18 protein-coding genes and 1 tRNA gene are annotated in these 23,794 nt (G+C 47.6%); 11 read left to right on the top strand and 8 right to left on the bottom strand.

Going from position 1 to position 23,794, the window contains the following annotated elements:
• Positions 1–59 precede the first annotated feature (59 nt).
• On the top strand, positions 60–803 hold the full coding sequence (locus tag WBJ53_RS04990) for a DUF1080 domain-containing protein (protein WP_338874957.1): 744 nt from the start codon (positions 60–62) through the stop codon (positions 801–803).
• Between the two features lie 91 nt (positions 804–894).
• Entirely contained in the window at positions 895–2,220 is a 1,326-nt protein-coding gene (locus WBJ53_RS04985; RefSeq protein ID WP_338874956.1) for a Gfo/Idh/MocA family oxidoreductase, read from the top strand.
• 98 nt (positions 2,221–2,318) lie between these two features.
• Here WBJ53_RS04985 and WBJ53_RS04980 read toward each other — a convergent pair whose 3' ends face one another.
• Positions 2,319–3,611 carry a DUF2851 family protein gene (locus WBJ53_RS04980; RefSeq protein WP_338874955.1) on the bottom strand — a complete coding sequence of 431 codons (1,293 nt, stop codon included), beginning with the start codon at positions 3,609–3,611 and terminating at the stop codon, positions 2,319–2,321.
• Between the two features lie 146 nt (positions 3,612–3,757).
• On the opposite strand from WBJ53_RS04980, the gene WBJ53_RS04975 reads away from it, so the two are divergent.
• On the top strand, positions 3,758–4,555 hold the full coding sequence (locus WBJ53_RS04975; protein ID WP_338874954.1) for an SDR family oxidoreductase: 798 nt from the start codon (positions 3,758–3,760) through the stop codon (positions 4,553–4,555).
• A 75-nt stretch (positions 4,556–4,630) separates the two neighbouring features.
• Here WBJ53_RS04975 and WBJ53_RS04970 read toward each other — a convergent pair whose 3' ends face one another.
• Positions 4,631–5,968 (bottom strand): amidohydrolase, encoded by a 1,338-nt coding sequence (locus WBJ53_RS04970; protein ID WP_338874953.1) that lies wholly within the window; start codon positions 5,966–5,968, stop codon positions 4,631–4,633.
• 262 nt (positions 5,969–6,230) lie between these two features.
• Here WBJ53_RS04970 and WBJ53_RS04965 point away from each other — a divergent pair, with 262 nt between their 5' ends.
• Genes WBJ53_RS04965 through WBJ53_RS04955 form a run of 3 tightly spaced genes read left to right on the top strand, consistent with a single transcriptional unit; the run spans position 6,231 to position 11,408 of the window.
• Positions 6,231–9,380 (top strand): SusC/RagA family TonB-linked outer membrane protein, encoded by a 3,150-nt coding sequence (locus WBJ53_RS04965; RefSeq protein ID WP_338874952.1) that lies wholly within the window; start codon positions 6,231–6,233, stop codon positions 9,378–9,380.
• A 21-nt stretch (positions 9,381–9,401) separates the two neighbouring features.
• On the top strand, positions 9,402–10,865 hold the full coding sequence (locus WBJ53_RS04960; RefSeq protein WP_338874951.1) for a SusD/RagB family nutrient-binding outer membrane lipoprotein: 1,464 nt from the start codon (positions 9,402–9,404) through the stop codon (positions 10,863–10,865).
• Positions 10,866–10,892: 27 nt separating this feature from the next.
• The gene (locus WBJ53_RS04955) at positions 10,893–11,408 is read left to right on the top strand and encodes a hypothetical protein (protein WP_338874950.1); all 516 of its coding nucleotides are present in this window, start codon (positions 10,893–10,895) and stop codon (positions 11,406–11,408) included.
• Between the two features lie 73 nt (positions 11,409–11,481).
• Here WBJ53_RS04955 and WBJ53_RS04950 read toward each other — a convergent pair whose 3' ends face one another.
• Positions 11,482–11,871, bottom strand: a complete 390-nt coding sequence (locus WBJ53_RS04950) for a DUF4870 domain-containing protein (RefSeq protein ID WP_338874949.1) — start codon at positions 11,869–11,871, stop codon at positions 11,482–11,484.
• 173 nt (positions 11,872–12,044) lie between these two features.
• On the opposite strand from WBJ53_RS04950, the gene WBJ53_RS04945 reads away from it, so the two are divergent.
• Together WBJ53_RS04945 and WBJ53_RS04940 are read left to right on the top strand one after the other, a co-directional pair.
• Positions 12,045–12,644, top strand: coding sequence for a Crp/Fnr family transcriptional regulator (locus WBJ53_RS04945; RefSeq protein WP_338874948.1), 600 nt, complete (start codon positions 12,045–12,047; stop codon positions 12,642–12,644).
• Positions 12,645–12,712: 68 nt separating this feature from the next.
• Positions 12,713–13,432 (top strand): sterol desaturase family protein, encoded by a 720-nt coding sequence (locus WBJ53_RS04940; RefSeq protein ID WP_338874947.1) that lies wholly within the window; start codon positions 12,713–12,715, stop codon positions 13,430–13,432.
• Positions 13,433–13,491: 59 nt separating this feature from the next.
• Here the strand turns inward: WBJ53_RS04940 and WBJ53_RS04935 are convergent, their stop codons facing one another.
• The 4 genes from WBJ53_RS04935 to WBJ53_RS04920 all read right to left on the bottom strand — a co-directional run bounded on the left by WBJ53_RS04935 (position 13,492) and on the right by WBJ53_RS04920 (position 19,557).
• The gene (locus tag WBJ53_RS04935) at positions 13,492–16,944 is read right to left on the bottom strand and encodes a pyruvate carboxylase (RefSeq protein ID WP_338874946.1); all 3,453 of its coding nucleotides are present in this window, start codon (positions 16,942–16,944) and stop codon (positions 13,492–13,494) included.
• A 207-nt stretch (positions 16,945–17,151) separates the two neighbouring features.
• Positions 17,152–17,946, bottom strand: coding sequence for a bacteriorhodopsin (locus tag WBJ53_RS04930; RefSeq protein WP_338874945.1), 795 nt, complete (start codon positions 17,944–17,946; stop codon positions 17,152–17,154).
• Between the two features lie 64 nt (positions 17,947–18,010).
• Positions 18,011–18,664: a DUF305 domain-containing protein gene (locus WBJ53_RS04925; protein WP_338874944.1), complete on the bottom strand. Its 654-nt coding sequence runs from the start codon at positions 18,662–18,664 to the stop codon at positions 18,011–18,013.
• A 95-nt stretch (positions 18,665–18,759) separates the two neighbouring features.
• Complete coding sequence (locus WBJ53_RS04920) at positions 18,760–19,557, bottom strand: Nif3-like dinuclear metal center hexameric protein (protein WP_338874943.1); 798 nt, start codon at positions 19,555–19,557, stop codon at positions 18,760–18,762.
• 352 nt (positions 19,558–19,909) lie between these two features.
• Here WBJ53_RS04920 and WBJ53_RS04915 point away from each other — a divergent pair, with 352 nt between their 5' ends.
• The 3 genes from WBJ53_RS04915 (at position 19,910) to WBJ53_RS04905 (ending at position 22,926) form a co-directional block, all read left to right on the top strand.
• Complete coding sequence (locus WBJ53_RS04915) at positions 19,910–21,295, top strand: MATE family efflux transporter (RefSeq protein ID WP_338874942.1); 1,386 nt, start codon at positions 19,910–19,912, stop codon at positions 21,293–21,295.
• A gap of 200 nt (positions 21,296–21,495) precedes the next feature.
• Positions 21,496–22,785, top strand: coding sequence for a GTPase HflX (gene hflX, locus WBJ53_RS04910; RefSeq protein ID WP_338874941.1), 1,290 nt, complete (start codon positions 21,496–21,498; stop codon positions 22,783–22,785).
• A gap of 69 nt (positions 22,786–22,854) precedes the next feature.
• Positions 22,855–22,926 (top strand) — tRNA-Arg (locus tag WBJ53_RS04905).
• Between the two features lie 182 nt (positions 22,927–23,108).
• On the opposite strand, the gene WBJ53_RS04900 is transcribed toward WBJ53_RS04905, so the two are convergent.
• Entirely contained in the window at positions 23,109–23,558 is a 450-nt protein-coding gene (locus WBJ53_RS04900; RefSeq protein ID WP_338874940.1) for a hypothetical protein, read from the bottom strand.
• Positions 23,559–23,794 lie beyond the last annotated feature (236 nt).

Genomic DNA, 23,794 nt, shown 5'->3' with positions numbered 1-23,794 from the left:
TGCTGAATAATTGAATTAACGCGTCATAGTTAACAACTCAACAAGTCAACAATTTCCCTATGAAACAACTCATTCTGGCGGGTCTGATTCTAACGGCCTTACTGGCAGCAGAAAAACCACAAGCGCCAAACACCCTGACGGCGAAGGAGAAAAAAGAAGGCTGGAAACTGTTGTTCGACGGTAAAACTTCGAACGGATGGCGGGGTGCCTACAAAGATAAATTTCCCGCAAAAGGCTGGGATGTTTCCGACGGGATGCTGACGATTCAACAATCAAACGGATCGGAGTCGGAAAGTTTTGGCGATATAGTTACGACTGGCGAATACAGTGATTTTGACCTGGTGTTCGATTTCAGACTCACCGAAGGAGCCAACAGTGGGCTTAAATATTTTGTGGTCGAGCAAACACCAAAACCGAAAGGTTCAGCTTATGGACTCGAATACCAGGTTCTGGACGACGATAAGCATCCGGATGCGAAAATGGGACGCGATGGCAACCGTACGGTTGGCTCGCTCTATGACCTGATTCCAGCAAAAAACAAAAAAGCAAACCCAATTGGCGAGTGGAATACGGGGCGTATTGTCTCGAAAGGAAAACACGTTGAGCACTGGCTGAACGGAACCAAAGTGGTAGAATACGAACGTGGCAGCGATCATTTCCGCGAATTGGTGGCCATGAGTAAATATAAAGCGCCATCCTATAATGCCAATGGTCGATTTGGCGAAGCCCCCAAAGGGCATATTCTGTTGCAGGATCATGGCAACAAAGTGTCTTTTCGGAATATAAAAATCAAAGAACTCTGAGCGGCTGTTTATTGTCGGTATCCTGCTGTTTGAGACAATAAAGTAGCCCTAACTTATCATCTACTAGTTAACCTCTAACGCCCTGAATTATATGGAAAATCGTCGTGAGTTTATAAAGAAATCAGCGCTTGCCGGGCTTGGCATGAGCTTTTCGGCCAGTAGTTACGCCCGGATCATTGGTTCAAATGAGCGCGTTCGGGTTGGTATTGTTGGCTTTTCGGATCGCTTTCGTCAGTCGCTGGCTCCAGCTTTTGCTGAACATGCCAAAGCCCAGAACTTTGCTTTTGTGGGTGTATCCGACATCTGGAATCGCCGTCGCGACGAAGCCGAGCAATACCTGAAAGGCAAAGGCTGGAACGATAGTTCGTTTTTTAAAGCCCGTAATAACGACGAACTCTTCGAGCGCAAAGATGTTGATGCGGTAATTATTTCTACGGCCGATTTCCAGCACGCGCTTCACTGCGCGGCTGCCGTTGAGTCGGGCCACGATGTATACTGCGAAAAACCGTTTGCCGAAGCACTCGACGATGCCCGAAAGGCACTGAAAGCGGTGGAAAGCTCCAAGAAAATTGTTCAGATTGGCTCACAGCGTCGTTCGGCTCCAAACTATCACTCGGCCAACGATTTCATCAAGTCGGGTAAATTTGGCGATATTACGATGGTTGAAATGACCTGGAACGTAAACCAACCCGGTCGCTGGCGTCGGGCTAAACTCGTATCCGAAATTCGGAAAGAAGACACCGACTGGGATCGTTACCAGCTCAACCGCCCCAAAACAGCCTGGGACCCACGCAAATACCTTGAGTTCCGGTTGTTCTACCCCTACTCGTCGGGTATTCCGGGTCAGTGGATGTCGCACCAGATCGACACGGTTCACTGGTTCAGCGGTCTGGATCACCCTCGTTCGGTAGTTGCCAACGGCGGTATTTATAGCTGGAAAGATGGTCGTACTAATGCTGATACGTTCACGGCGGTATTCGACTACGGCCCGGACAACGATAAATCGAAAGGTTTCCAGGTATTGTATTCATCCCGGATGAACAACGAAGCCGGTGGCGTAAAAGAATACTACTACTCAAACGGCGGTATGATCAATCTTGACACCAACAAGATTTCGCCCGAAGGTGGCCTGGAAGAAAAATATGCGAAAGACATGGGCATGAAAGCGAATCTGCTTCCCTCCATGTCGCTTGGCGAAGCCGCAAAAATCGAAACATCGGCCAATACCGGTGGCGACCCAATGACCTCATACCATATGCTCAACTGGATGGAGTGTGTGCGTAGCCGTAAAGAACCGAATGCTCCTGCCCGGGTTGGTTTCAATCACTCGGTGGCAAACATCATGGCTACAATGGCGCTGCACACAGGCAAACGCGTAACCTGGGATGCTACCAAGCAGGATGTGGTGGTGAGCTAGGTTTTAATTTAGTGAAGAGCTTTATTAGTGAAGAATGTAGAGTGAAGAATAAACTAGAGTGTCAGACCTATTCTTTACTTTTCACTCTACATTCTTCACTATCTTAAGATTGCCGCGCCAATCTGGCAATTAAGGCATTTTTTAACCGAACAGAATTCATTATAGAGTTCAATAGCGGCCTGCGAATCGAAAGCGGTCTGTATGCCTAACCCCAGTTCATCCCAAAGTTCAGTGAGTCGGTTGGTTTCGGCTGGCAGTTGCTCCAGTAACCCAATAGCCCGATCCAGAAAAGCGGGTTGCCCCCTATGATGGGCATAGGCCGCCAGCAACGGTACAACGGTATTAATAATGATGTTATTGGCCGAATTCATGCCCAGTGCTGGTGCGGTTTTCTCACTTACCTTACCAAACCGATAATGCATGTGCCAGTAATCGGATGGCGAGACCTGAAGCGATTTCTGTAAAACATGCACATCGCTATTCCCCACAAACAACGAAAATAAACTCGCATGATGCGTCAGTAATCGGGCCAGTTGAGCCAGCCGTAAGGTAGGGAAATTAGCGGGACGGAGCCTCCCCCATTTCCAGGCATAAGCCGCCACCTGTTTATCGACAAGATTATATTTCACAGCCAGAAAACGATACTCCCGTTGTAAGGTCGCAATGTATTCATCGGGTGGCTCCTGGCTGTCCAGCAAGCCCGCCGTTCCAAAAAGCATGGCTTCGGCCTGGGCCAATACATCTCTATGCTTCAATAGCGCTTTCAGCGGAACAGCACGACTTAACTGCGCCATTGGCTCGGCGTTTAGTTTAAACCCCATATTGACAGCCAGTAATCGATAGGCCGCTTCTTCCCAATCGCCATTAGCCTGTTCAACCACCGTCCGAACTCCTGCCGATTTGCGTTCGAGCCGTTGTAACATAGCCTTATCGAGCATGGCAGTCAGCCGCAATGGGTGTACGTTTCGAAACAGACCAGCACACGGAATGGCATCGGCAGAATCGGCCAATAGAGTATACCGGTCAATCAGCATCGGATCGGTAATTGGCTCAAGTTCGAGAGTGGGCAAACGCGTTCCGTCGGGCCGGTCAACGCGTATTCCTGTCGTTACAAAGTCATCTTGCCAGACTATGTGCAGAATAACATTGTCGTAGGCCCGGTCGTCCTGATGCCGGTGCGCCAGCCAGTCTGATGTTCGAACGTGCATTTCCACCGTTCCTCCCCATTCAACCTCATTGATCAATAATCGGGCATTGAAAAAATCAGGGCCCGAATCGAGGTTCCGAAAGCCAGGATGAAGCACCTGAACCGGCTCTCCGTCGGTCGTGAGCAGTTTTTTTGTAGAAAAATATTGGTATTGCCAGAGAAAATACAAAAACGCTTCGGGCACGATAAAAGCATAAAACGGTGGTTACTACTCAGTATCGTTTTCGGCCAGGAGGAATATTCAAAAATAGAAAAACAATGTTTAGATTCCTGTTCGCTACGAAACAATTCTGCACATCGTACTTTTACATAACCCTCCCTGATTGACGTATGTCTGAATTTTTTGAGAAAGTAGTCTGGATTACCGGAGCCTCATCGGGCATTGGCGAAGCACTCGCCATCACATTAGGAAAAGCAAACGCAAAACTGGTGCTTTCGGCCCGACGGGTTGATGAGCTGGAACGGGTAGCCGTTCGAACGGGACTTCCAGCTTCGCACCTGCTGGTTTTACCAATGGACATGATCGCTACCGACAGTTTCTCTACGCAGGTAGACTTAGTAATCAGTCGCTTTGGTCGTATCGATTATGTGTTCCAGAATGCCGGACTTACCCAGCGCAGCGCCGTTATCGATACCGATCTTTCGGTTTATAAGCGGCTGATGGATATCAACTTTTTTGGAACGGTTGCTTTAACAAAAGCTGTCTTGCCAACAATGTTTAGCCAAAGAAGCGGGCATTTTGTGGTCACAAGCAGTGTAGCCGGAAAGATAGGAACCAAACAACGGTCGGGCTATTGTGCCAGCAAACATGCGCTGCATGGCTTTTTCGACTCGCTCCGGGCCGAAACGTATAAAGAGGGTATCCGCACTACTATTGTTTGTCCGGGCTACATTAAAACGCCCATTTCGCTTCATGCCCTACGGGCCGATGGCCAGCTTCATGGTCAGATGGATACCAATCAGGAAGAGGGTATGCCCGTTGATGAATTTGCCAGACGATTGTTACGGGCTGTAGCAGCAAAGAAGGAAGAAGTCTACATCGGGGGCAAGGAAATCTTCGGCATTTACCTCAAACGGTTCCTGCCGGGCTTACTATCCCGAATCCTGCGGAATCGGGAAGGGGCGTAGAGCGTTTATAGTCTATGGTTTATGGCTGCTCCGCATCAAAGCAAGCTAACAGGCGAGCAACCATAAACCATGAACCTATTTCCCACTCACGGCTAGCCCTTTTCCAAACTGGTCCATATAGTCTACCGTTAAGTGGCAAAGCGACTTCATACCTAACACAAAGCAGCTTTCGTCGATCTGAAAATCGGGCGTATGATGCGGGGCCGCTTCTTCCACTTTTTTACCTTTCGTCATTCCACCCAGGAAGTAGAAGAAACCGGGTACTTTTTGCTGGTAGAATGAGAAATCTTCAGCACCGGTCTGAGCAGGAGTGATTTTTACGTTATTTTTTCCGGCTACAGCTTCGAGCGACGGCACCATCTGATCTGTCAGTTTTGGGTCGTTGTAGGTAACCGGATACATTACGTCAATTTTCACATCGGCTTTTGCACCAGCACTTTCGGCAATGTTGGTTGCAATTTCGTTGATCCGGCGGTGAATCGTTTTCTGCATTTCAACATCCAGCGAACGAATTGTACCAATCATGTTCACTTCTTCAGGAATAATATTCTGCCGAATACCGCCATGAATAGCCCCAACCGTAACCACAGCCGCATTTTCGGTTAGGGGTAAATTCCGGCTCACAATGGTCTGCAACCCCATTACGACCTGAGCCGACGTAACAATCGGGTCGACACCCGACCAGGGAGCAGCTCCGTGCGTTTGTTTGCCTTTAATCTTGATCGCATACGAATCGACGGCGGCCATGGTAGCACCAGGACGATACTTGATCGTGCCTACCTCGGTCTGGGAGTTAATGTGCAACCCAAAAATGGCATCGACTTTAGGCGATTCGAGAACGCCTTCTTTCACCATCAGGTAAGCGCCCCCTTCTTCACCTTCCGGAGCGCCTTCTTCGGCAGGCTGGAAAATGAATTTCACGGTGCCTTTCAGATCATTTTTTACGGACGTCAGCACTTCGGCTACGCCCATCAATATGGCTACGTGCGTATCGTGACCACAGGCATGCATAACGCCGGTTTGCTGCCCGTTATACTCCGTACGAACTTCCGACTTGAATGGTAAATCGACGCGCTCCGTTACTGGCAACCCGTCCATGTCGGCCCGTAAGGCAACAACCGGGCCAGGCTTACCGCCTTTCAACAAGCCAACCACACCGGTTTTACCAACACCGGTTTTTACTTCCATCCCCAGCGATTGCAGGTGTGCCGCAATTTTGGCCGCTGTCTGAAACTCGCGGTTGCCCAGTTCCGGATGCTGGTGAAAATCGCGACGCCAGCTAACCACTTTTTTCTCAAGACTTTCGGCGGTTTTATCCATGCGTGCATTTAGCGTTGCCGACTGCGCAACAGCGTGGTAGGTCAGGCAGTTTCCTAGCAGGAAACTGGTAGCATATAATAAAGGCTTGTTCATCAAAATGTTCAATTCAGGTTATAAGATAAGTTATCAGCCAATTTACACAGACTTAAGCATTTACCCAAAAGAGTCACGTATAATAAAGGATCTATAGGTAAACTAAAAAGTAGTTTTTAACTATAAAGTATTTAGTAAAGTAATAAATTTAGTTATATTAATGTAATTATATGCTCAATAGCAATTTTCTATAACTTATATTTAACTATTTTTACAATTCTTTATTTTTTTTATTCTATTATTATTCATCACAACAACTTTTATGAAAAAACTTCTATTTGGAAGTTGGCTGCTGACTGTTTTCTTATGTTTGCCCGCGTTGGCACAGGATGTGACAGTAAAAGGCCGTGTCACTTCATCAGATGATGGCTCTACCCTACCGGGTGTGAGCGTACAAATTAAAGGGACAACGCGAGGTACCTCCACAGATGTAAATGGACAATACCAACTTAGTGTACCTCCTAATGCCCGACTCGTTTTTAGCTTCATTGGCTATACTAGCCAGGAAATTGCAGTTGGTAATCAGTCTACACTCAACGTTTCGTTAGTCGCTGGATCGCAAAGTCTGGATGAAATTGTTGTGACGGCTCAGGGTATCGAGCGCGACAAGCGTTCTCTGGGTTACGCTACGCAGGAAGTAAGTGGTAATATTCTGGCCCAGCGCTCAGAACCAAACTTGCTGAATGCGTTACAGGGAAAACTGGCAGGCGTACAGATCAATACCCAAAGTGGAGCGCCGGGTGCTTCAACCAACATTAATATTCGGGGTATAACCTCCTTCAATGGAAGCAACCAACCCCTAATTGTGGTCGACGGGATTATTTTCAGCAACGACGTCAATAATACCCAAAACACTTTATTTGGTACGCAACCCTCCAACCGTCTGGCCGACATCAACCCCGAAAGTATTGAATCGATCAACGTATTGAAAGGGCCAGCGGCTGCTGTGCTCTATGGGTCAAGAGCATCAGCGGGTGCTATTGTGATTACTACCAAATCAGGTCGGAACAACAACAACAAAACGGAGGTTACTGTCAACTCATCCTACAACGTACAGAACGTATACGGTATTCCTAAATTCCAGAACGACTACGGTCAGGGAACAAATAACCTGTTTAACTCTACTTCCAACCAATCCTGGGGACCACCTTTTGCAGGAGGGCCAACCTCCGTGACAAACACCCAGAGCAATGTAGTTCCTTATCAGGCCTATCCTAACAACGTAAAAGACTTCTATAGACAGGGGAGCATCATCCAGAACTCCGTCAACATTGCATCGGGCGATCAAACCCGGAATTATATTATTGCCATAGGGAATACGTTGCAGAATGGTGTTGTGCAGAACACAAAGTTTAACCGGACTAACATACAATTGGGTGGTGAGTCTAAACTTCAGAATGGGTTACGTATCAGTGGAACAGGCACCTATGTTCAAACCGTATCGGCCGGGATTCCGGGCGGTAATGGAGCCAGTGCTTTCGGTCAGATTACCCGTATTCCTCGCAGCTATGATCTGGCAAATGAGCCTTATCAGGATGCCAATGGAAAAAGCATTTACTTTACGCCATCAACAAATAGCCCTCAATGGAGTGTTAACAATGAGCGGCTCGATGGGCAGGTAGACCGCTTTTTCGGTAATTTCCAGCTAAGTTATGACATCACCAGCTGGCTTAATGTAGCTTACCGCGTTACTGGCGATACCTATACTGACCGTCGTAAGCTGACATTACCAATTGGCGCGGGTCGTGCTCCACTGGGCGAAGTTTCGCAGGACAATTTCTTCCGGAATGAGCTGAACGGCGATCTGTTAATCAATGCCCGTAAAGACAATTTGTTTGTAGAAGGTCTGAACGCAAGTTTGCTGCTCGGTAATAACATCAACCAGCGTAAAACGCAGGAAGTTTTAGCCGATGCGGCTTCGCTGACTATTCCGGGCTTCTACAACGTCAGCAATGGTACGGTATATACAGGCACAGCCGAAAGCACCACACTCCGTCGGCTGGTAGGTTATTACGGACAATTATCGTTGAACTACAACAATTATCTGTTTCTCGAATTGTCGGGGCGTGCCGACCAGTCGTCTACGCTGCCTAAAGCGAACAACACCTATTTTTATCCGTCGGCTTCGGTCAGCTTTGTACCTACCGATGCCTTTAAGTTTGATTCAGATATTTTGTCGTATGCGAAAGTACGGGCCAGTATTGCGCGGGTTGGTCGGGATGCAGACCCCTATTTGCTTAATTCAGTCTATACGACGTCAAGTTATGGGAATAACGTAGCCAGCATTACGTTCCCGCTGCAAATCAGTGGAGCCAGCATTCCTGGCTTTGGTATTAGCAACCGAATTGGCAACAATAACCTGACTCCCGAATTTGTTACGTCCTACGAAGCAGGTATTAACCTGGGTTTCTTCAAAAATCGCCTGAGTATCGACGCCACCTACTTCAATTCGCGCAGTACGAATCAGATCTTTAATGTCGCCATTTCTAACTCGTCGGGTTATGATACTCGTACGACCAATGTTGGTGAACTGCGGAACGAAGGGCTTGAACTCGTACTAAACGCAACTCCCGTACGGGCAGGGGGCTTTAAATGGGATGCTACGCTGAATTTTACCCTCATTCGAAATAAGGTCGTATCCATTGCACCAGGAGTTGTTTCGTCAAATATTTCGGGTAACTCCTTCATCGGCATTGCTCCATCTATTTACGAAGGCTATCCCTATGGTGTAATTGTGGGTACGGCTAACTCCCGCGTTCAAAGCACAGATCCTAATGGTTTGTATTACGACCCGACAGGAAAATATGCAGGGCAGTATCTAATCAACGGTACTACAGGGCTGTTTGCGCCGGGTGTTGCCAATTCTGTGATTTCAAACCCACAACCTCGTTACATTGCTGGTTTAACCAATACCTTTAGCTATAAGGGAATATCGTTGTCGGTTCTGGTCGATACACGTCAGGGCGGTCAGATTTACTCTTTCCCGGCAGTTGATGCCCGCTCGAACGGTACACTTTATGTTACCGGTATCGACCGCGATCAACCGCGTATTTTACCAGGCGTAATTCAGAATTCCGACGGTACGTTCCGGCCTAACAACATTCAGCTACCGGCCCAAACATACTGGGGCTCGCTGGGTGGGCTGGCTTCTGAAGCTGCCGTTTTCGATGCCACCGTCTATCGCCTGCGTGAGGTAGCACTCAACTACACCTTACCCAAAAGCCTGCTGGGTAAAACTCCGTTTGGTTCCATTACAGTAGGCGTTAGTGGGCGCAACCTGTACTTCTACGCACCAAACTTCCCGGCCGATCCAGAAATCAATACACAAGGCGCCGGTAACATTCAGGGACTTGACCTAAACGGACCACCTAATACCCGCAACTTTGGTGGTAACATTCGGCTCACTTTCTAACAACTTCTCATCGACTTACTCATGAAATTCATAATTCCAAAAAGCTACCTGTTGATTCCTGCCTTTCTGGGAATGGGAGCATGTAGCAAGTATTTAGATGTTAACATTACTCCCAATAACCCTACGTCTGTTACACCAGCCGTGTTGTTGCCGGGTGCAGAGGCTGGTTCGGCCTTTGCCAATGCTAACGAACTGAATCGCTTCTCATCCGTTCTGGTACAGCAACTGACCGGAGCAGCTAACAGTCCCGCCACCTACGATATTTACCAAACCAATGGTGCCGATTTCGGGAACCAATGGGCGGGTGAATTATATGATGGCGCGCTGGTCAACTACCAAAAGCTGATCGAATTAGGGGATGCCGTTAATGCCAAAGCCTATTCGGGTATTGCCAAAATTATGAAAGCCTACACATTCAGCATTGCAACCGACGTGTGGGGCGATGTACCTTATTCGCAGGCTCTACAGGGCGAAGCGTTTACAACTCCTCGTCTCGACAAGCAGGAAGATATTTACAAAGGAAATTCATCTTTGGCTATTCAGAGCCTGTTCGATTTAGTTCGTGAAGGCATTCAGGATCTGGATGCTACTTCGGCCGTTAAACCAGGTAACGACGATATCATCTATAAGGGCGATCTAACCAAGTGGAAACAGGCGGGGAATACGTTGTTGTTAAAATTTGCGACAACAATCAGCCGCAAAGAACCCGCACTGGCAACCAGTGTGATCAACGAAGTCCTGACAGGTGGCACCTACATCAAGGCAAACAGTAGCGACATGAATTTTACGTTCGGGGCCAGTGTTGGTAGCCAGGACCCTCGCTATACGTATACGTACGTAAGCACATTCCAGAACGATCTGATTCTGAGCACCCGCTATCTGAACTTACTAAAAAGCCTGAACGACCCGCGTCTGCCCATTTTCTTTACCAAGCCAGGTACTGATTATGTTACCCTCGACAACGGATTTCGCGGTACATTGCCCACTCCTACTGCCAACTGGTCGCGTTATAACAAATATGTTGTTGGCAATTCGGGCGAAGGTCCGGTTCGGTTGGTTACAAACTTCGAGCGGGCTTTTATGCTGGCCGAAGCCGCAATCCGTTTAGGAACTCCCGGTGACCCACAGGCCCTCTATACCGAAGGTATTACGGCTTCCATGACGCTGGCCGGGCTAACAAGTGACCAGATCACAGCCTACCTGAACGCTAATCCAAGCGTGGCAACGCTAAGCGGAACCCCAGAGCAAAAAATCGCCCAGATCATCACTCAGAAATACATTGCATTTACGGGTAATGGACTGGAAATCTGGAATGATTACCGGCGCACAGGTTACCCAACACTTCAGCTTTCTCAAAATGCAGCCGGTATCGATGGCACGTTGCCAGTTCGTGCCGTATACATTAACAACGAAATTCAGAGAAACCCCAATTTTCCAAATCCAGCTCCTCAATCCAACGTTCGTGTTTGGTGGGATGTAGACTAATTGTTAACGATTTCAACCACGTAAGTGATGAAAAATATACTTATTAACCTGTTTCTGCTTGTCTTAGTAGCTGGCAGCAATATCTCCTGTAAAGACGATCTGATTTACAGCGATCTGGTCCGCGATAATCGTCCGGACATCCCAGTAACATTCCCCGGAACCGATACGTTTGGGTTCAATCCATTCATTGTAAGTTCGCTGGCATCGGGCGGTCCTATTCAATTTACGTTGTCGATTCCATCGTCGAGTGGCCGTACGATTAAAGAAATCACCAAAGTTGTTGGTGGGGCCACGAGTATAAACGTGGGCACATTGAATTCGGCTACTTCGACGTCAGCCTATAATCCAGCACCAATTGCGGGTAGTGGCACAACAGCCGTTTTTACGACAACCATTGCCGACTTTAAGAAAAAATATCCGAGCGTGTCGACTACACCGGCTGCGTTACCAAACTATACAGAAATTCAATTCCTGTTTTTGGTAACTCTTGACGACGGTACGCAGATTGTTCCTGAGCCAGTTCGCGTTCGCATTGTGAACTAACTAGCTCTACCCGCAGGTTCAAAAAAGCCCTTCAGACGGATGTTTGAAGGGCTTTTTTTGAACCTGCGGCAGTCTATTTGATAAATCGGATTGAAAACGGATACCGATAATACTCGCCATTATTGGCCTTAATTGCGGCAATGATGGTAAAGATCAGCCATACGGTTCCCACAATCCAAAGCAGAAAAACACCAATCAGCAACAGGAACAGAACGAAGCAGATTGCGGCAGCAATGGCCACTGTAATATTGAAATTAACGGCCTCTTTGCCGTGAAAATCGACAAAGTCCGATTTTTCTTTTTGAATTTGCCATACAATAAGTGGCCCAACAAGGCTACCAACAATTGTAAAGAATCCCGTTAATGCACTCAGGTGGGCGAACATAGCCCACATTCGGGCATCCGATTCGCTGAGAGGAGCAGGAGTTGGCGACGATGGCGGAATGGGGGGCTGGTTTTCCATGATAACGGTTGTTCTGTTTAGACTATGTAAATTGGTATAATTTTTCATCTGACACAAGGTTAATGACTAACTCTCAACAGGTTACCAGACAACCATTTATACCAAGAAGCGAAAGGAGTAAACTGATCCCAATGCCAGTTGACAATTCCCTGCTTTCTTAAACAACACATATTATGGAACAACTGTTAGCAATTATTTGCTCGCTTTATCCAGTTTCTGATTCACTAATAGCTACCCTGGTTATCATGCTTCGGCGCGATAAGTTTCCCCGCAAACACTGGCTCCTGCAACCAGGGCAGGTATCGGATCGATTATATTTTATTGAGCAAGGTGTAGTAAGAGGCTATTATCTGAAGACGCGCTCATCGCAACCCGACGGACGCGAAGTTACTTCATGGTTCATGCGAGAGGACGATTTTGTATTTTCGATCATCAGTTTTTATACACGGCAACCCGCCCGCGAATATATTGAACTGCTGGAAGACAGCATTGTATGGTCAATTTCATATGCACAGTTGCAACAGCTTTATCACGATTTTCCAGAGTTTACTATCATTGGTCGGCTACTAACCGAAAAGTATTATGTCCTTAGCGAAATTCGCGGCCAGAATCTGCGTATGCAAAGTGCAAGCGAACGCTACGAGCAATTATTAATCGACTTTCCTGCCATTTTTCAGCGGGTTCCGCTCAAGTATATTGCTTCTCACCTTGGCATTTCGCCCGAAACACTTAGTCGTTTGCGGGGGCAGGCAACCCATAGCCGCCGAAATTGATATTCGTCAATGTTTTAGCCATAAGGGGGGTGTTGTTTTAGGGGTAATTCACCCAATCTGCTATTGTTATGCTCCCCATTATTTTTGCCGTATTTGGCTTTTGTTTCATTCTTGAACGCCTGATTCCAGGCTGGAAGCTCCCGACCGTCCCAACCTGGACCATTCGTGTACTAGCCATCAATTTTGTTCAACTGATTGTGGTTGTTGTGGCCGGTTTTACGTGGGAAAAGTGGTTATCAAAGCATTCGTCCTTCCAGTTGTGGGCGTATGTTGGCAATGCTGGCGGAGGAATTATTGCATATGTAATCGCCACGTTCATTTTTTACTGGTGGCATCGCTGGCGTCATACTGTCGATTTTTTGTGGACGCATTTCCATCAGATTCATCATAGTCCCCAGCGACTGGAAGTCATAACGTCGTTTTACAAACACCCGCTAGAAATGATTGTCAATTCAATTATCGGCAGTTTGCTGGTTTATACCTTGCTGGGACTAACGCCAGAAGCAGGTGCTATTTATACGCTCTGTACGGCTTTAGGCGAGTTTTTCTACCATACCAACGTAAAAACTCCACAGTGGATCGGCTACATTTTTCAGCGACCGGAGATGCACCGAATTCATCACGAATACGAAAAGCACACATCCAACTACGGCGACATTGTCTGGTGGGACATGCTATTCGGCACCTATCAGAACCCAAAAGAATTTTGCTCGATCTGTGGTTTTGATCAGGAGAAAGAACTACGGCTAGGTGATATGCTACAGTTTAAGGATGTCTACCGGGAATAAACAAATTGGGGAGGCCAATGCACTGGCCTCCCCAATTTGATCAGAGTATGCTTATTTACTTACTCAAGCTCCATTACCCAGTCATCCTGTTCAACAACGGTACCTTCTTTCAGTACGATTTTGACAATTTTACCGGCTCTGGGCGCAGCTACGATACTTTCCATCTTCATCGCTTCGATTACGAAGAGCGGTTGATTCTTTTTCACCTCATCGCCCTCTTTTACCAGAATTCGCGTCAGACGACCCTGCAGAGGTGCACCAACATCCTCAGCCTTATCAACCTTAGCATTCATGGCTTTCTCCACTTTCGACGCTTTGTCGCGAACCTGCACCTGGCGGCTCTGTCCGTTCAGTTCGAACGTGATTGTCCGCATCCCAAACTCGTCGGGTTCAGATTTAAACAGCAACCGTACCAGAATATTTTTCCCCTCTTCAATGTTGATCAGGATTTCTTCATTCTCCTTCAGTCCATAGAAGAATGCCGGAGTTGGAATGATGCTCACATCGCCATATTGCTCATTGGCCTTGTAGTATTCGTCATACACCTTTGGGTACATCTGGAACGACAGATAATCTTCAAAACCAGCATTGAGCGGATACTTCTTCTGAAACACGTCGAAATCGGCGTCGAAGTCAATTGGTTTCAAATGCTCATTGGGACGGTCTGTAATGGGTTTCTCCCCTTTCAAAACTACGCGCTGAATGTCTTCGGGAAACCCTCCAACGGGCTGCCCCAGAATGCCTTTCAGCAGGTCTTTTACCGACTCTGGAAACGACAGCGACTCGCCCCGGTTCAGCACGTCGTCGGCGGTCAGGTTGTTGGCTGTCATGAAAATAGCCATATCGCCCACCACTTTCGACGAAGGCGTTACCTTCACAATATCGCCAAACAATTGGTTCGCTACCGAATAGTTCTTCTTGAGGGTTTCAAATTTGTCGCCCAGCCCCGTGGCAATGGCCTGCGGTTTCAGGTTCGAATACTGCCCACCCGGAATTTCGTTGTCGTAAACTTCGGCACTACCGGCTTTCATACCCGATTCAAACGGATAGTAATATTCACGAACATCTTCCCAGTAGTTCGAATAGGCATTCAGCGATGCCAGATCAACCGGGCACTCGCGCTCATGACCCTGCATCATGGCCACAACGGAGTTGAAGTTTGGCTGCGATGTTAGCCCCGATAACGCGCCCAATGCACAATCGACAATATCGACACCGGCATCAATCGCTTTCAGATAAGTAGCGGCCTGAATTCCGGCTGTATCGTGCGTATGTAAATGAACCGGAATATTTACCGCCTGTTTCAATTCGCGAACCAGCACCTCAGCGGCCATTGGTTTCAGCAAACCAGCCATATCTTTGATGGCCAGTAACTGAGCCCCTTCGTCTTCAAGCTGGCGAGCCAGATCGAGGTAATATTGCAGGTTATACTTCTGCTGCCGGGCTGGGTTGAGCATATCGCCCGTGTAGCAGATAGCCGCTTCGCAAAGCGCATCGGTTCGTTCGCGAACGGCCCGAATGCTCACTTTCATGGCTTCGATCCAGTTCAGCGAATCAAAAATCCGGAAAACATCGATTCCCGTTTCCCACGATTTTTCAACGAATTTCTCGATCAGGTTGTCAGGATAAGCCGAATAACCAACTGCATTCGACCCACGGAACAGCATCTGTAAAAGCATATTCGGCATAGCTTCACGCAGGGCAGCCAACCGTTTCCAGGGACTTTCATACAGGAATCGCATGGCTACATCGAACGTAGCGCCACCCCAGACCTCCATCGAAAACAGTTCGGGGTGATTTTTGGCGAACCCTTCGGCTACTTTTTGCAAATCCTGCGTCCGAACGCGCGTAGCCAGCAGTGACTGGTGACCGTCGCGGAAGGTCGTATCAGTATAGAGTATGCTCTTCTGATCAATCACCCACTTCACAAATTCATCGCGACCCAGTTGCTTTAGTCGGTCACGATTGCCAGCCGGATAAGGTGCATATGTATCGTAGGGCGGCACAATTGGCGTTCTGAAAACCCGTGAGTCGTCTTTTTTCTTAACCTCCGGATTTCCGTTTACAATTACTTCGGACAAATAATTCAGTACACGAGTCGAGCGGTCCTGCGGTTTCCGAAACTTGAACAATTCGGGATGATTTTCGATAAACGAAACCCGCGCTTCGCCCCGCTGGAAAATCGGATGGCTGATTACGTTTAAGAGGAAGCCAATATTGGTTTTAACGCCCCGAATTCGAAACTCCAGCAGCGCCCGTGTTAACCGTTGGCTCGCGCCTTTCAGCGTACGCCCACGCGCCGATACTTTCACGATCATGGAGTCGAAGTAAGGCGAGATTTTCATGCCCGCATAGCTACTTCCCTCATCGAGTCGAATACCAAATCCGGCAGCATTCCGGTAAGCGATGATTGTACCGAAATCGGGTTTGAAGCCATTGGCAGGGTCTTCGGTCGTGATCCGGCATTGAATCGCAAACCCATTGAGTGGCACCTCGTCCTGATGATGGATATAGATTCCATTGTCGGACAGTTTGTAGCCCATCGCGATCAGGATTTGAGTCCGCACAATGTCGATACCCGTTACTTCCTCCGTAATGGTATGCTCAACCTGAATCCGTGGATTTACCTCAATAAAGTAGATATTCTCGTGCTTATCGACCAGAAATTCGACCGTACCCGCATTCGAGTAGTTAACGGCCCGGCCCAATTGCAGCGCATAGTCATATAGTTTCTGCTTGGTCTCCTGACGCAGGCCAAACGAAGGGGCAATTTCAACAACTTTCTGAAAACGCCGTTGCACCGAACAGTCGCGTTCGTAGAGGTGAACGATATTACCATGCTGATCGCCAAGCAATTGCACTTCAATGTGCTTGGGGTCTTCAATGAATTTTTCCAGAAAAATGGTATCGTCGCCGAACGCATTACGAGCTTCATTTTTAGCTTCGGCAAACGCTTTTTCAAAATCTTCGGCCTGCCGAACCACCCGCATTCCGCGTCCGCCACCACCGGCAGCCGCTTTCACCATAACTGGAAACCCGATGCGTTTAGCCTCCGAGAGGGCGAATTCGGGCGTCATATTTTCTTCGCGAGAATCGGGAATAAGCGGAACTGCCGCTTTGGTTGCCAGATTCTTGGCCCGCACTTTATCGCCAAGAGCATCCATAGCTTCGGGCGATGGGCCAACGAAAATAATGCCTTCTTCCCGACACCGCCGGGCCAGTTTCACGTTTTCAGACAGGAACCCATATCCGGGATGAATAGCATCGACCTGATGGCGTTTGGCCAGCAGAATAATGCCTTCTACATCCAGATAAGGTTTGAGCGGATCTTCGTCGCGCCCTATCTGATAGGCTTCGTCGGCTTTGTAGCGGTGGAGTGAGTAGCGGTCTTCATAAGTGTAAACGGCAACAGTCGTAATGCCTAGCTCGGTGGCGGCCCGCATAATACGGATGGCAATTTCGCCCCGGTTGGCGACCAATAGACGTTTGATAGGACGGATGTATTCCTTCATAATTCTCAACAAAAGCAGCTTAAGGCTATGAGATTGTCGAACGACAAAGCAAGATTGTTGAAAATTTTGAAAAACCCTTGCTTCTCTGCATGATCATTGGATAAGACAGATTTTTCAATGAATAGTACAGAAAGAAGCTTGTCTATTTGTCAACCCCTAATAAGTCACCAAAAACAAACATTAGCAACAACAGAATCGACTTACTAGTCAAGGCTTCTCAAGCTGACGGGCCGTTTGATAGACAAGTAGTCCTACGCCAATTTTGTTAGCAATGTCGGCCAGCGAAAACGCCACATGAATCCAGTTCAGATCAAGCGAAGTTGTGGTTAGAATATAACCGATTGGATAAACACCCCAGCCCGTTACGGTAGCCAGCGCCATCAGCCGAAAAGCGTGTCGTTCTTCAGGACGAGACTGACCGGAAACCTCTTTCCAGAGTCGGTATAAGGTTATAGGAATAAGAACGTAAGCGAGTGCGGCCACTGCGCCCCAGATTAATTTAGGTCCTGTCAGAATTTCGTTATCGAAACCAAGTTGTTGCTCGCCAATGTAGCCTGCGAGGATCATAAAAAAATCGGCCAGCAGCATAACCGTTAAAGGTCGCCTGAGGGTTGAAAGCCGAACACCAAGTATAGAAACTGTTTGAATTAACAGCAACGGAGTCGTTACAGCCCAGTCCATATAGCGGTATTGCCCAATGGCGCTATACGACTCACGAATCAGTATCTGCCGGTTATCGGGGTCGGTTAGCGTTGCCAGTTCGGTCAGCATGTCGTGGTAATAGCCCTGAATCAGAAAATACGAAAAGCCAGCAATGGCCGAAATACTAACCGTTAATGAATGCGTCCGGCGGTATTCGGGTCGAATGGTCTCGCGCGCGAGGAGAGCAAATAAGAAATTAGCCAGAAACGCATATAGGGTCACGAGCAGAAGAAAATACGTGACCATTGGCAGCAGGCCAACAATGCCCGCCGTAGGCAAAAAAGTATCGGATAACTTCATAAAAAAAACAGTACTGCCGAATGGATAACCCCAATCGGCAGTACCGCTAAATGGCGAATACGGTTTAGTTCTGCTTGGGCAACGCAGCTTTAGCGTTGGTCATTTCGGTTTTTGCCTGCGTCACCAGTTTCTGGGCATAATTACGCAATGTATCGTTTTTACCGTATTGCAAATACGTAGTAGCCATATCAATAGCGTTCTGGCGATGATCCAGCAGGATGGTAACGAAATTTTTATCGAAGTCGCTGGTCAGTTTATCAGCCGTTCCGCCCTGCTGTAATTTAAGTGCCATAGCCTGCACATTCTTACTCTGCTGCTGTACAAAAGCCTGGTTGGGGCGTGTGGGCTTAAGCTGACGCATGGTTGCGTCGACCAGCGACAGGTCGGTTTGTGTTCCGGTTAACATCGTCTGTGCCATTTTTTTCAGGGTCGAATCTTTTCCATTCGCAATTTCCTGTTTCAACAACTCCTGTTCGCCCTGCAAATGCGCCTTGGCCTGAAATGAATAGTCAAAATCAGGATCGCCGGTTGGTTGCAGTTTCTTAAGCGTCTGCATCATCTGCTGCATGGGCTGCAGCAGTTTTGTTTTGGCCGGATCGATAGTATCCTTAGTTGCCGCAGTAGTGCCTGTAGTTGCCTGCGCACAGGCAAGCATTGAGCTTCCCGACAGGGTTATGGCTAATAACCAGCCAAAAATATTCGTATGTAGGGCCTTCATAGTGTGTTGGAAATTGGTAAGTACAATAAACTAATTAACTAAGCGCTGGCAAGATAAGCAGCTCCAGACTAAAGACAAATGAGTTTACAAATGGTTTAAATTGATTTTACCGGACTGCCCACGGTTGAAACAGAACCGTGTTGGATAGGCATTAGAACCGACATTGCTGGCCATTTTTCATGAATTAAATCGGCAAGCATACGCAATCCATATGCTTCACTTCGCTGATGCCCAACGGCAATTACAGCGATTCCGGTTTCATCGACCACCTTCTGCGTCATTTTCCGGTATTGTCCGGTCAGATAAAGGTTTGCACCCCGGCTATGCGCTTCCCGAATTAACGATTCGTTCATAGCACCTACTACCGCAATTCGGCTAATGGCATGTTGTCTCGTCTGGCAACGTCCCGCTTCGGCCCGATCATATCCGTTAAACAACTGACTAACCGCTTGTAGAACAGCATCGAATTCTTCGGTAACTACATCGACCAGCATTCCAATGGGCCGTTGCGGCAATGCCTTGTCCGTATCCGACTGCTTAAACCCAAGTGGTTCTGGCTGCCCCACAGCTCCCAAAAGGTTCGCCAATAGCAGGTTATAACCCACTGTAAGATTTTCATCGAATGGCAAATGGCTATACAAAACACCCAGATCAGCCGGTATCGACGAAAAATCGACAGCCCAGGGTCGGTGAATCCAGAGGGCGTCAAGCTGGTTGTCAGAAATCCAGGTTGGTAAACCTGACCAGGAGTGGAGCACCAAACCAAGGCGGGCAACGGGTTTCGGCGAAGGGCGATATATTCCACCCTGTTCATTGCCTGGATAGCGCTCCGACAACAGTTGATGTTGCAGAAAGGCAGCTATTTCATCCAGGTCACATGCTTGCTTATTCATACTAAAAAGGCCTTGTCTGGTTTCTCCTGAATGCAATAATCCAGACAAAGACGAAAAATTAATACTCAGATTATCAACCAACTAACTTTAATATCTACGATCATGTTTGATCTTTTTATTAACCGTTTACTCAAAGCGGTTTGATTTTCTCAAAAAGATCATTGTAACTTTGCGTTCTTAAACGTGTTCGCACTGGCGGCCCCTTAATGCCCATGAAGTTCCTCGGATAAAAACCCTACGCAGGTTTTTCTTTTTTCTCTCCTGATTTGCACCCACCTGGGTGGCGATTCCTTTTTTCATCATTCATCTGTTGTCATGAGCCGTTGGGCTATGGCCTAGCCTTTTCTATCCAATGACCAAATTTTTTCGGTTATTTCTGGCCGCATTGCGTGGTACAGAAACCAATTTCACGTCTGGCAGTATTAACCGGGCCATTTTTCTGCTTTCGGTTCCAATGATTCTGGAAATGGTCATGGAGTCGCTGTTTGCCGTAGTGGATGTCTTTTTTGTGGCCAAAATCGGTACCGAAGCCGTTGCCACCGTTGGCCTGACCGAATCAGTATTAACGATTGTGTATTCGATAGCGATTGGCCTCAGTACGGCCGCCACGGCACTGGTAGCCCGGCGTATTGGCGAAACCAATAAAGAGGGAGCCAGTCGCACAATTGGGCAGGTTATTCTGGTATCGATTCTGGTATCAATAGTATTGGGGGTGCCTGGCTTTCTGCTGGCAGAAGATATTCTTCGGCTAATGGGTGGCGACAAGCATCTGATCAGCAATGGAGTAGGCTTTACCCGCCTGATTTTTGCCAGTTCGCCAGCTATTATGTTGCTGTACACCCTGAGTGGTTGCCTTCGGGGAGCGGGCGAAGCGTCAATTGCCATGCGCTCGCTGTGGTTAGCCAATGGTGCCAACATCATACTGTGTCCGGTATTTATTTTTGGCCTTGGCCCATTCCCAGAACTTGGGGTTATGGGGTCGGCACTGGCTACAACAGTAGGCCGAACCTTAGGTGTCGTATACCAGCTTTACTCGCTGACCCGCCCGAAGGGTAATGTACAGGTTCGCCAGACCGATATTATGCCCGACATCGCTATCGTTCGTAACCTGCTCAGTCTGGCCGTTGGCGGTACCAGTCAGTTTCTGGTTGGTTCGGCCAGTTGGATCTTCCTGACACGCATCCTGTCGGAGTTTGGCAGCGACGTTGTTGCGGGTTATACCATTGCTATCCGGATCATCGTCTTTACCATCCTGCCTTCATGGGGAATGGCTAATGCAGCCGCTACACTCGTGGGGCAAAATCTGGGAGCCGGCCAACCCGAACGAGCTGCCACATCGGCCTGGCGGGCTGCGTTCTGCAATATGCTCTTTCTGGTAGCCGTTGGCATCGGTTTCTTCATTGGAGCCGCTGAGATCGTTGGCTTCTTCAACCACAACAGTCGCGTGGTATCGATTGCGGTAGAGTGTTTGCGCGTATTTTGTATTGGCTATGTTTTTATGGCCTATGGTATGGTACTGAGTCAGGCACTGAACGGTGCTGGCGACACCCGGACGCCAACCTTCATCAATATCGTTTGCTTCTGGGTTATCGAAATTCCGCTGGCCTACATACTGGCAACGATGCTCAACTGGGGCCCACAGGGTGTGTTCTGGTCGGTAGCCATTAGCGAATCGCTACTGGCCGTTATCGCGATCTGGGTGTTCCGAAGAGGACGCTGGAAAACCGTGCAGGTATAGTGCAGGGCTACAATTTCGCTTGCCTGACACTCAGAAACTTTTATAAAAATCGAGCCGTTATCTAACATGGGAGAAGAGTGACTGGCTATTGATCGTTGGTTAATTGGTTATTAGTTGTTAGCTAATGACAACACACTAATGGCCAATATTCAACATCTGCGATCTAACAGCCAATCACCCTCCTCCCCAATCCATAATTTATGATCGAAACAAATAAACAGACACCCGGCGGCCCAACTGAAACCGCAGTTCTGGTCGCGCTGGTTACCCAAAAGCAAACCGCCGACCAGACTAAAGAATATCTGGACGAACTAGCGTTTCTGGCAGAGACATCGGGGGTGCAAACGATTAAAACGTTTACCCAAAAACTCGACCGGCCCGATACCCGAACCTTTGTGGGCAAAGGAAAACTGGAAGAGATTCAGACGTTTATTCTTGCCAATCCAGTCGATACCATCATTTTCGACGATGATCTTACTCCGGCGCAGGTTCGGAATCTGGAGGCAGAGTTTAAGGAAATCAAAGTCCTTGACCGTAGTTTGCTTATTCTTAATATTTTCTCGATGCGTGCCCAAACCGCGCAGGCCCGTGTGCAGGTAGAGCTGGCACAATATCAGTATCTCTACCCGCGCCTGACCCGTATGTGGACGCACCTTAGCCGTCAGAAAGGCGGTACGGGTATGCGTGGCCCAGGGGAAAAAGAGCTGGAGACCGACCGCCGAATCGTGAAAGACCGAATCGCGTTTCTGAAAGATAAACTGGCCAAAATCGACAGGCAGAGCATCACCCGCCGGAAAGAACGCGACCGGCTGGTTCGGGTTGCCCTGGTGGGTTATACGAACGTGGGCAAATCGACGCTGATGCGAACGATGGCTAAGGCCGACGTATTTGCCGAAAACAAGTTGTTTGCAACGGTCGATTCAACGGTTCGGAAAGTAACGCTGGGCAATATTCCCTTTCTGCTGACCGATACGGTAGGTTTTATCCGAAAACTGCCCACTACGCTGATCGAATCGTTCAAATCGACCCTCGATGAGGTTCGCGAGGCCGATATTCTGGTGCATGTAGTCGACGTGTCGCACCCGAATTTTGAGGAACAGATTGAGGTAGTTAACACTACACTGGCCGACATTAAAGCTGCCGACAAGCCAATGGTGCTGGTATTCAACAAAATGGATCAGTTTGTTCCAAAAGATGAATGGACCGGGCACAGTAATGAGTCATTGAGTGAAGACGACGAAGATCATGAGCCTCTAGCGATTCCGATAGCCGTTCAGAAGAAAACGGCGCTTGAGTATCTAAAGAAGACCTATCTGACTCAAAAAGCCGACTATGTTGCCTTCATTTCGGCACAAACCGGCGAGAATGTTGGGGAGTTACGCGAAATACTATTTAACCTGGTTAAAGAAAAACATTACCAGATTTACCCGAACTGGTTATACGTTCCGTTAACCGAAACAGCCCAATATGGCGACGGTTTGGCAGGTTGATGAAAATTCGTCAATTTTGTAAATAACAAACCTATAGGGTCTCTGAGATCTTATAGGTTTTTACTTTCTGGTCCCGTAGTTCAACGGATAGAATAGACGTTTCCTAAACGTTTGATATGGGTTCGATTCCCGTCGGGACCACACTTATTATATATAATTAACTAATAATCAGCATATTACTCTTTGCATTTTAGAGAAGGGGACGGTATAGGGGACGATTTAATAGTAAAACTCGCTTTTGTAAGCGGCTTAGAAACTGTGGTAGCCTGATCTCTACCTATACCTGTTCTATAGCGACTTTCGGATTGGGAAAAGGTGGAGAATCATTTTATTTCGACTATTCGCTCTACGTGGAGGTTATACGAACCACTACTGCCTTCTACAATTACTCCCCTTTGAGCATATACAGTGCCCCATATCAGATAGGGATACTTGTAATGCCGTACGGAATCGGCAAAACGAGGCACATTGGGTTGATCAAATACCAAATTATTGAATAGGTTCAAATTCTCGGTTGCCTGCAGATCATTAGGACAAACAAGTAACCAGTCAAGCTTTTCCTTAGGCGGAGGCAGTTGGAGGGAATCTTTGAAGAAAAAGCGGTAAGCCCCATAGTCTGCCCTCACGGAATCAATGTGCATGACATAATCAATAGGCTGGCCTGTATAGCAACAGCTACCGTCTTCACAAGCAAGGTTTTCTTTAGGCTTACACTCAAGGTTGAGCCAGAATACCGCGACTAAAGCAGTACTTCTAAGAAGATTGAATCTCATGGTGTATGGATAATAATATAGTTGCCTTGCAACTAAGTGTATTTTTAAAATAGAGTAACTCTAACTTACCCTATTTCAACTAGTATCAATAAATATATGACTTTAAGTTCATTCAGAAATTATCAGATACTTATTATTTATTATTTACTATTTGGCATACTTGCTCATATTAACTGTAACAGCGGAATGATTCCGGATTAATAATGCCCCAAATTAACCAGGCCTAAAACAGAAAG

Origin of the sequence: Spirosoma sp. SC4-14, assembly GCF_037201965.1 — a bacterium.
In the GTDB taxonomy this organism is placed as follows: domain Bacteria; phylum Bacteroidota; class Bacteroidia; order Cytophagales; family Spirosomataceae; genus Spirosoma.
Note: the sequence above shows the minus strand (reverse complement) of the source record. Positions and strands in the feature narration are given on the sequence as shown.

Excerpts from the sequence above, each read along its gene's own strand:
- WBJ53_RS04990 (WP_338874957.1), top strand. The coding sequence starts at position 60 with ATGAAACAACTCATTCTGGCGGGTCTGATTCTAACGGCCTTACTGGCA.
- WBJ53_RS04985 (WP_338874956.1), top strand. The coding sequence starts at position 895 with ATGGAAAATCGTCGTGAGTTTATAAAGAAATCAGCGCTTGCCGGGCTT.
- WBJ53_RS04975 (WP_338874954.1), top strand. The coding sequence starts at position 3,758 with ATGTCTGAATTTTTTGAGAAAGTAGTCTGGATTACCGGAGCCTCATCG.
- WBJ53_RS04970 (WP_338874953.1), bottom strand. The coding sequence starts at position 5,968 with ATGAACAAGCCTTTATTATATGCTACCAGTTTCCTGCTAGGAAACTGC.
- WBJ53_RS04965 (WP_338874952.1), top strand. The coding sequence starts at position 6,231 with ATGAAAAAACTTCTATTTGGAAGTTGGCTGCTGACTGTTTTCTTATGT.
- WBJ53_RS04960 (WP_338874951.1), top strand. The coding sequence starts at position 9,402 with ATGAAATTCATAATTCCAAAAAGCTACCTGTTGATTCCTGCCTTTCTG.
- WBJ53_RS04955 (WP_338874950.1), top strand. The coding sequence starts at position 10,893 with ATGAAAAATATACTTATTAACCTGTTTCTGCTTGTCTTAGTAGCTGGC.
- WBJ53_RS04950 (WP_338874949.1), bottom strand. The coding sequence starts at position 11,871 with ATGGAAAACCAGCCCCCCATTCCGCCATCGTCGCCAACTCCTGCTCCT.
- WBJ53_RS04945 (WP_338874948.1), top strand. The coding sequence starts at position 12,045 with ATGGAACAACTGTTAGCAATTATTTGCTCGCTTTATCCAGTTTCTGAT.
- WBJ53_RS04940 (WP_338874947.1), top strand. The coding sequence starts at position 12,713 with ATGCTCCCCATTATTTTTGCCGTATTTGGCTTTTGTTTCATTCTTGAA.
- WBJ53_RS04935 (WP_338874946.1), bottom strand. The coding sequence starts at position 16,944 with ATGAAGGAATACATCCGTCCTATCAAACGTCTATTGGTCGCCAACCGG.
- WBJ53_RS04930 (WP_338874945.1), bottom strand. The coding sequence starts at position 17,946 with ATGAAGTTATCCGATACTTTTTTGCCTACGGCGGGCATTGTTGGCCTG.
- WBJ53_RS04925 (WP_338874944.1), bottom strand. The coding sequence starts at position 18,664 with ATGAAGGCCCTACATACGAATATTTTTGGCTGGTTATTAGCCATAACC.
- WBJ53_RS04920 (WP_338874943.1), bottom strand. The coding sequence starts at position 19,557 with ATGAATAAGCAAGCATGTGACCTGGATGAAATAGCTGCCTTTCTGCAA.
- WBJ53_RS04915 (WP_338874942.1), top strand. The coding sequence starts at position 19,910 with ATGACCAAATTTTTTCGGTTATTTCTGGCCGCATTGCGTGGTACAGAA.
- hflX (WP_338874941.1), top strand. The coding sequence starts at position 21,496 with ATGATCGAAACAAATAAACAGACACCCGGCGGCCCAACTGAAACCGCA.
- WBJ53_RS04900 (WP_338874940.1), bottom strand. The coding sequence starts at position 23,558 with ATGAGATTCAATCTTCTTAGAAGTACTGCTTTAGTCGCGGTATTCTGG.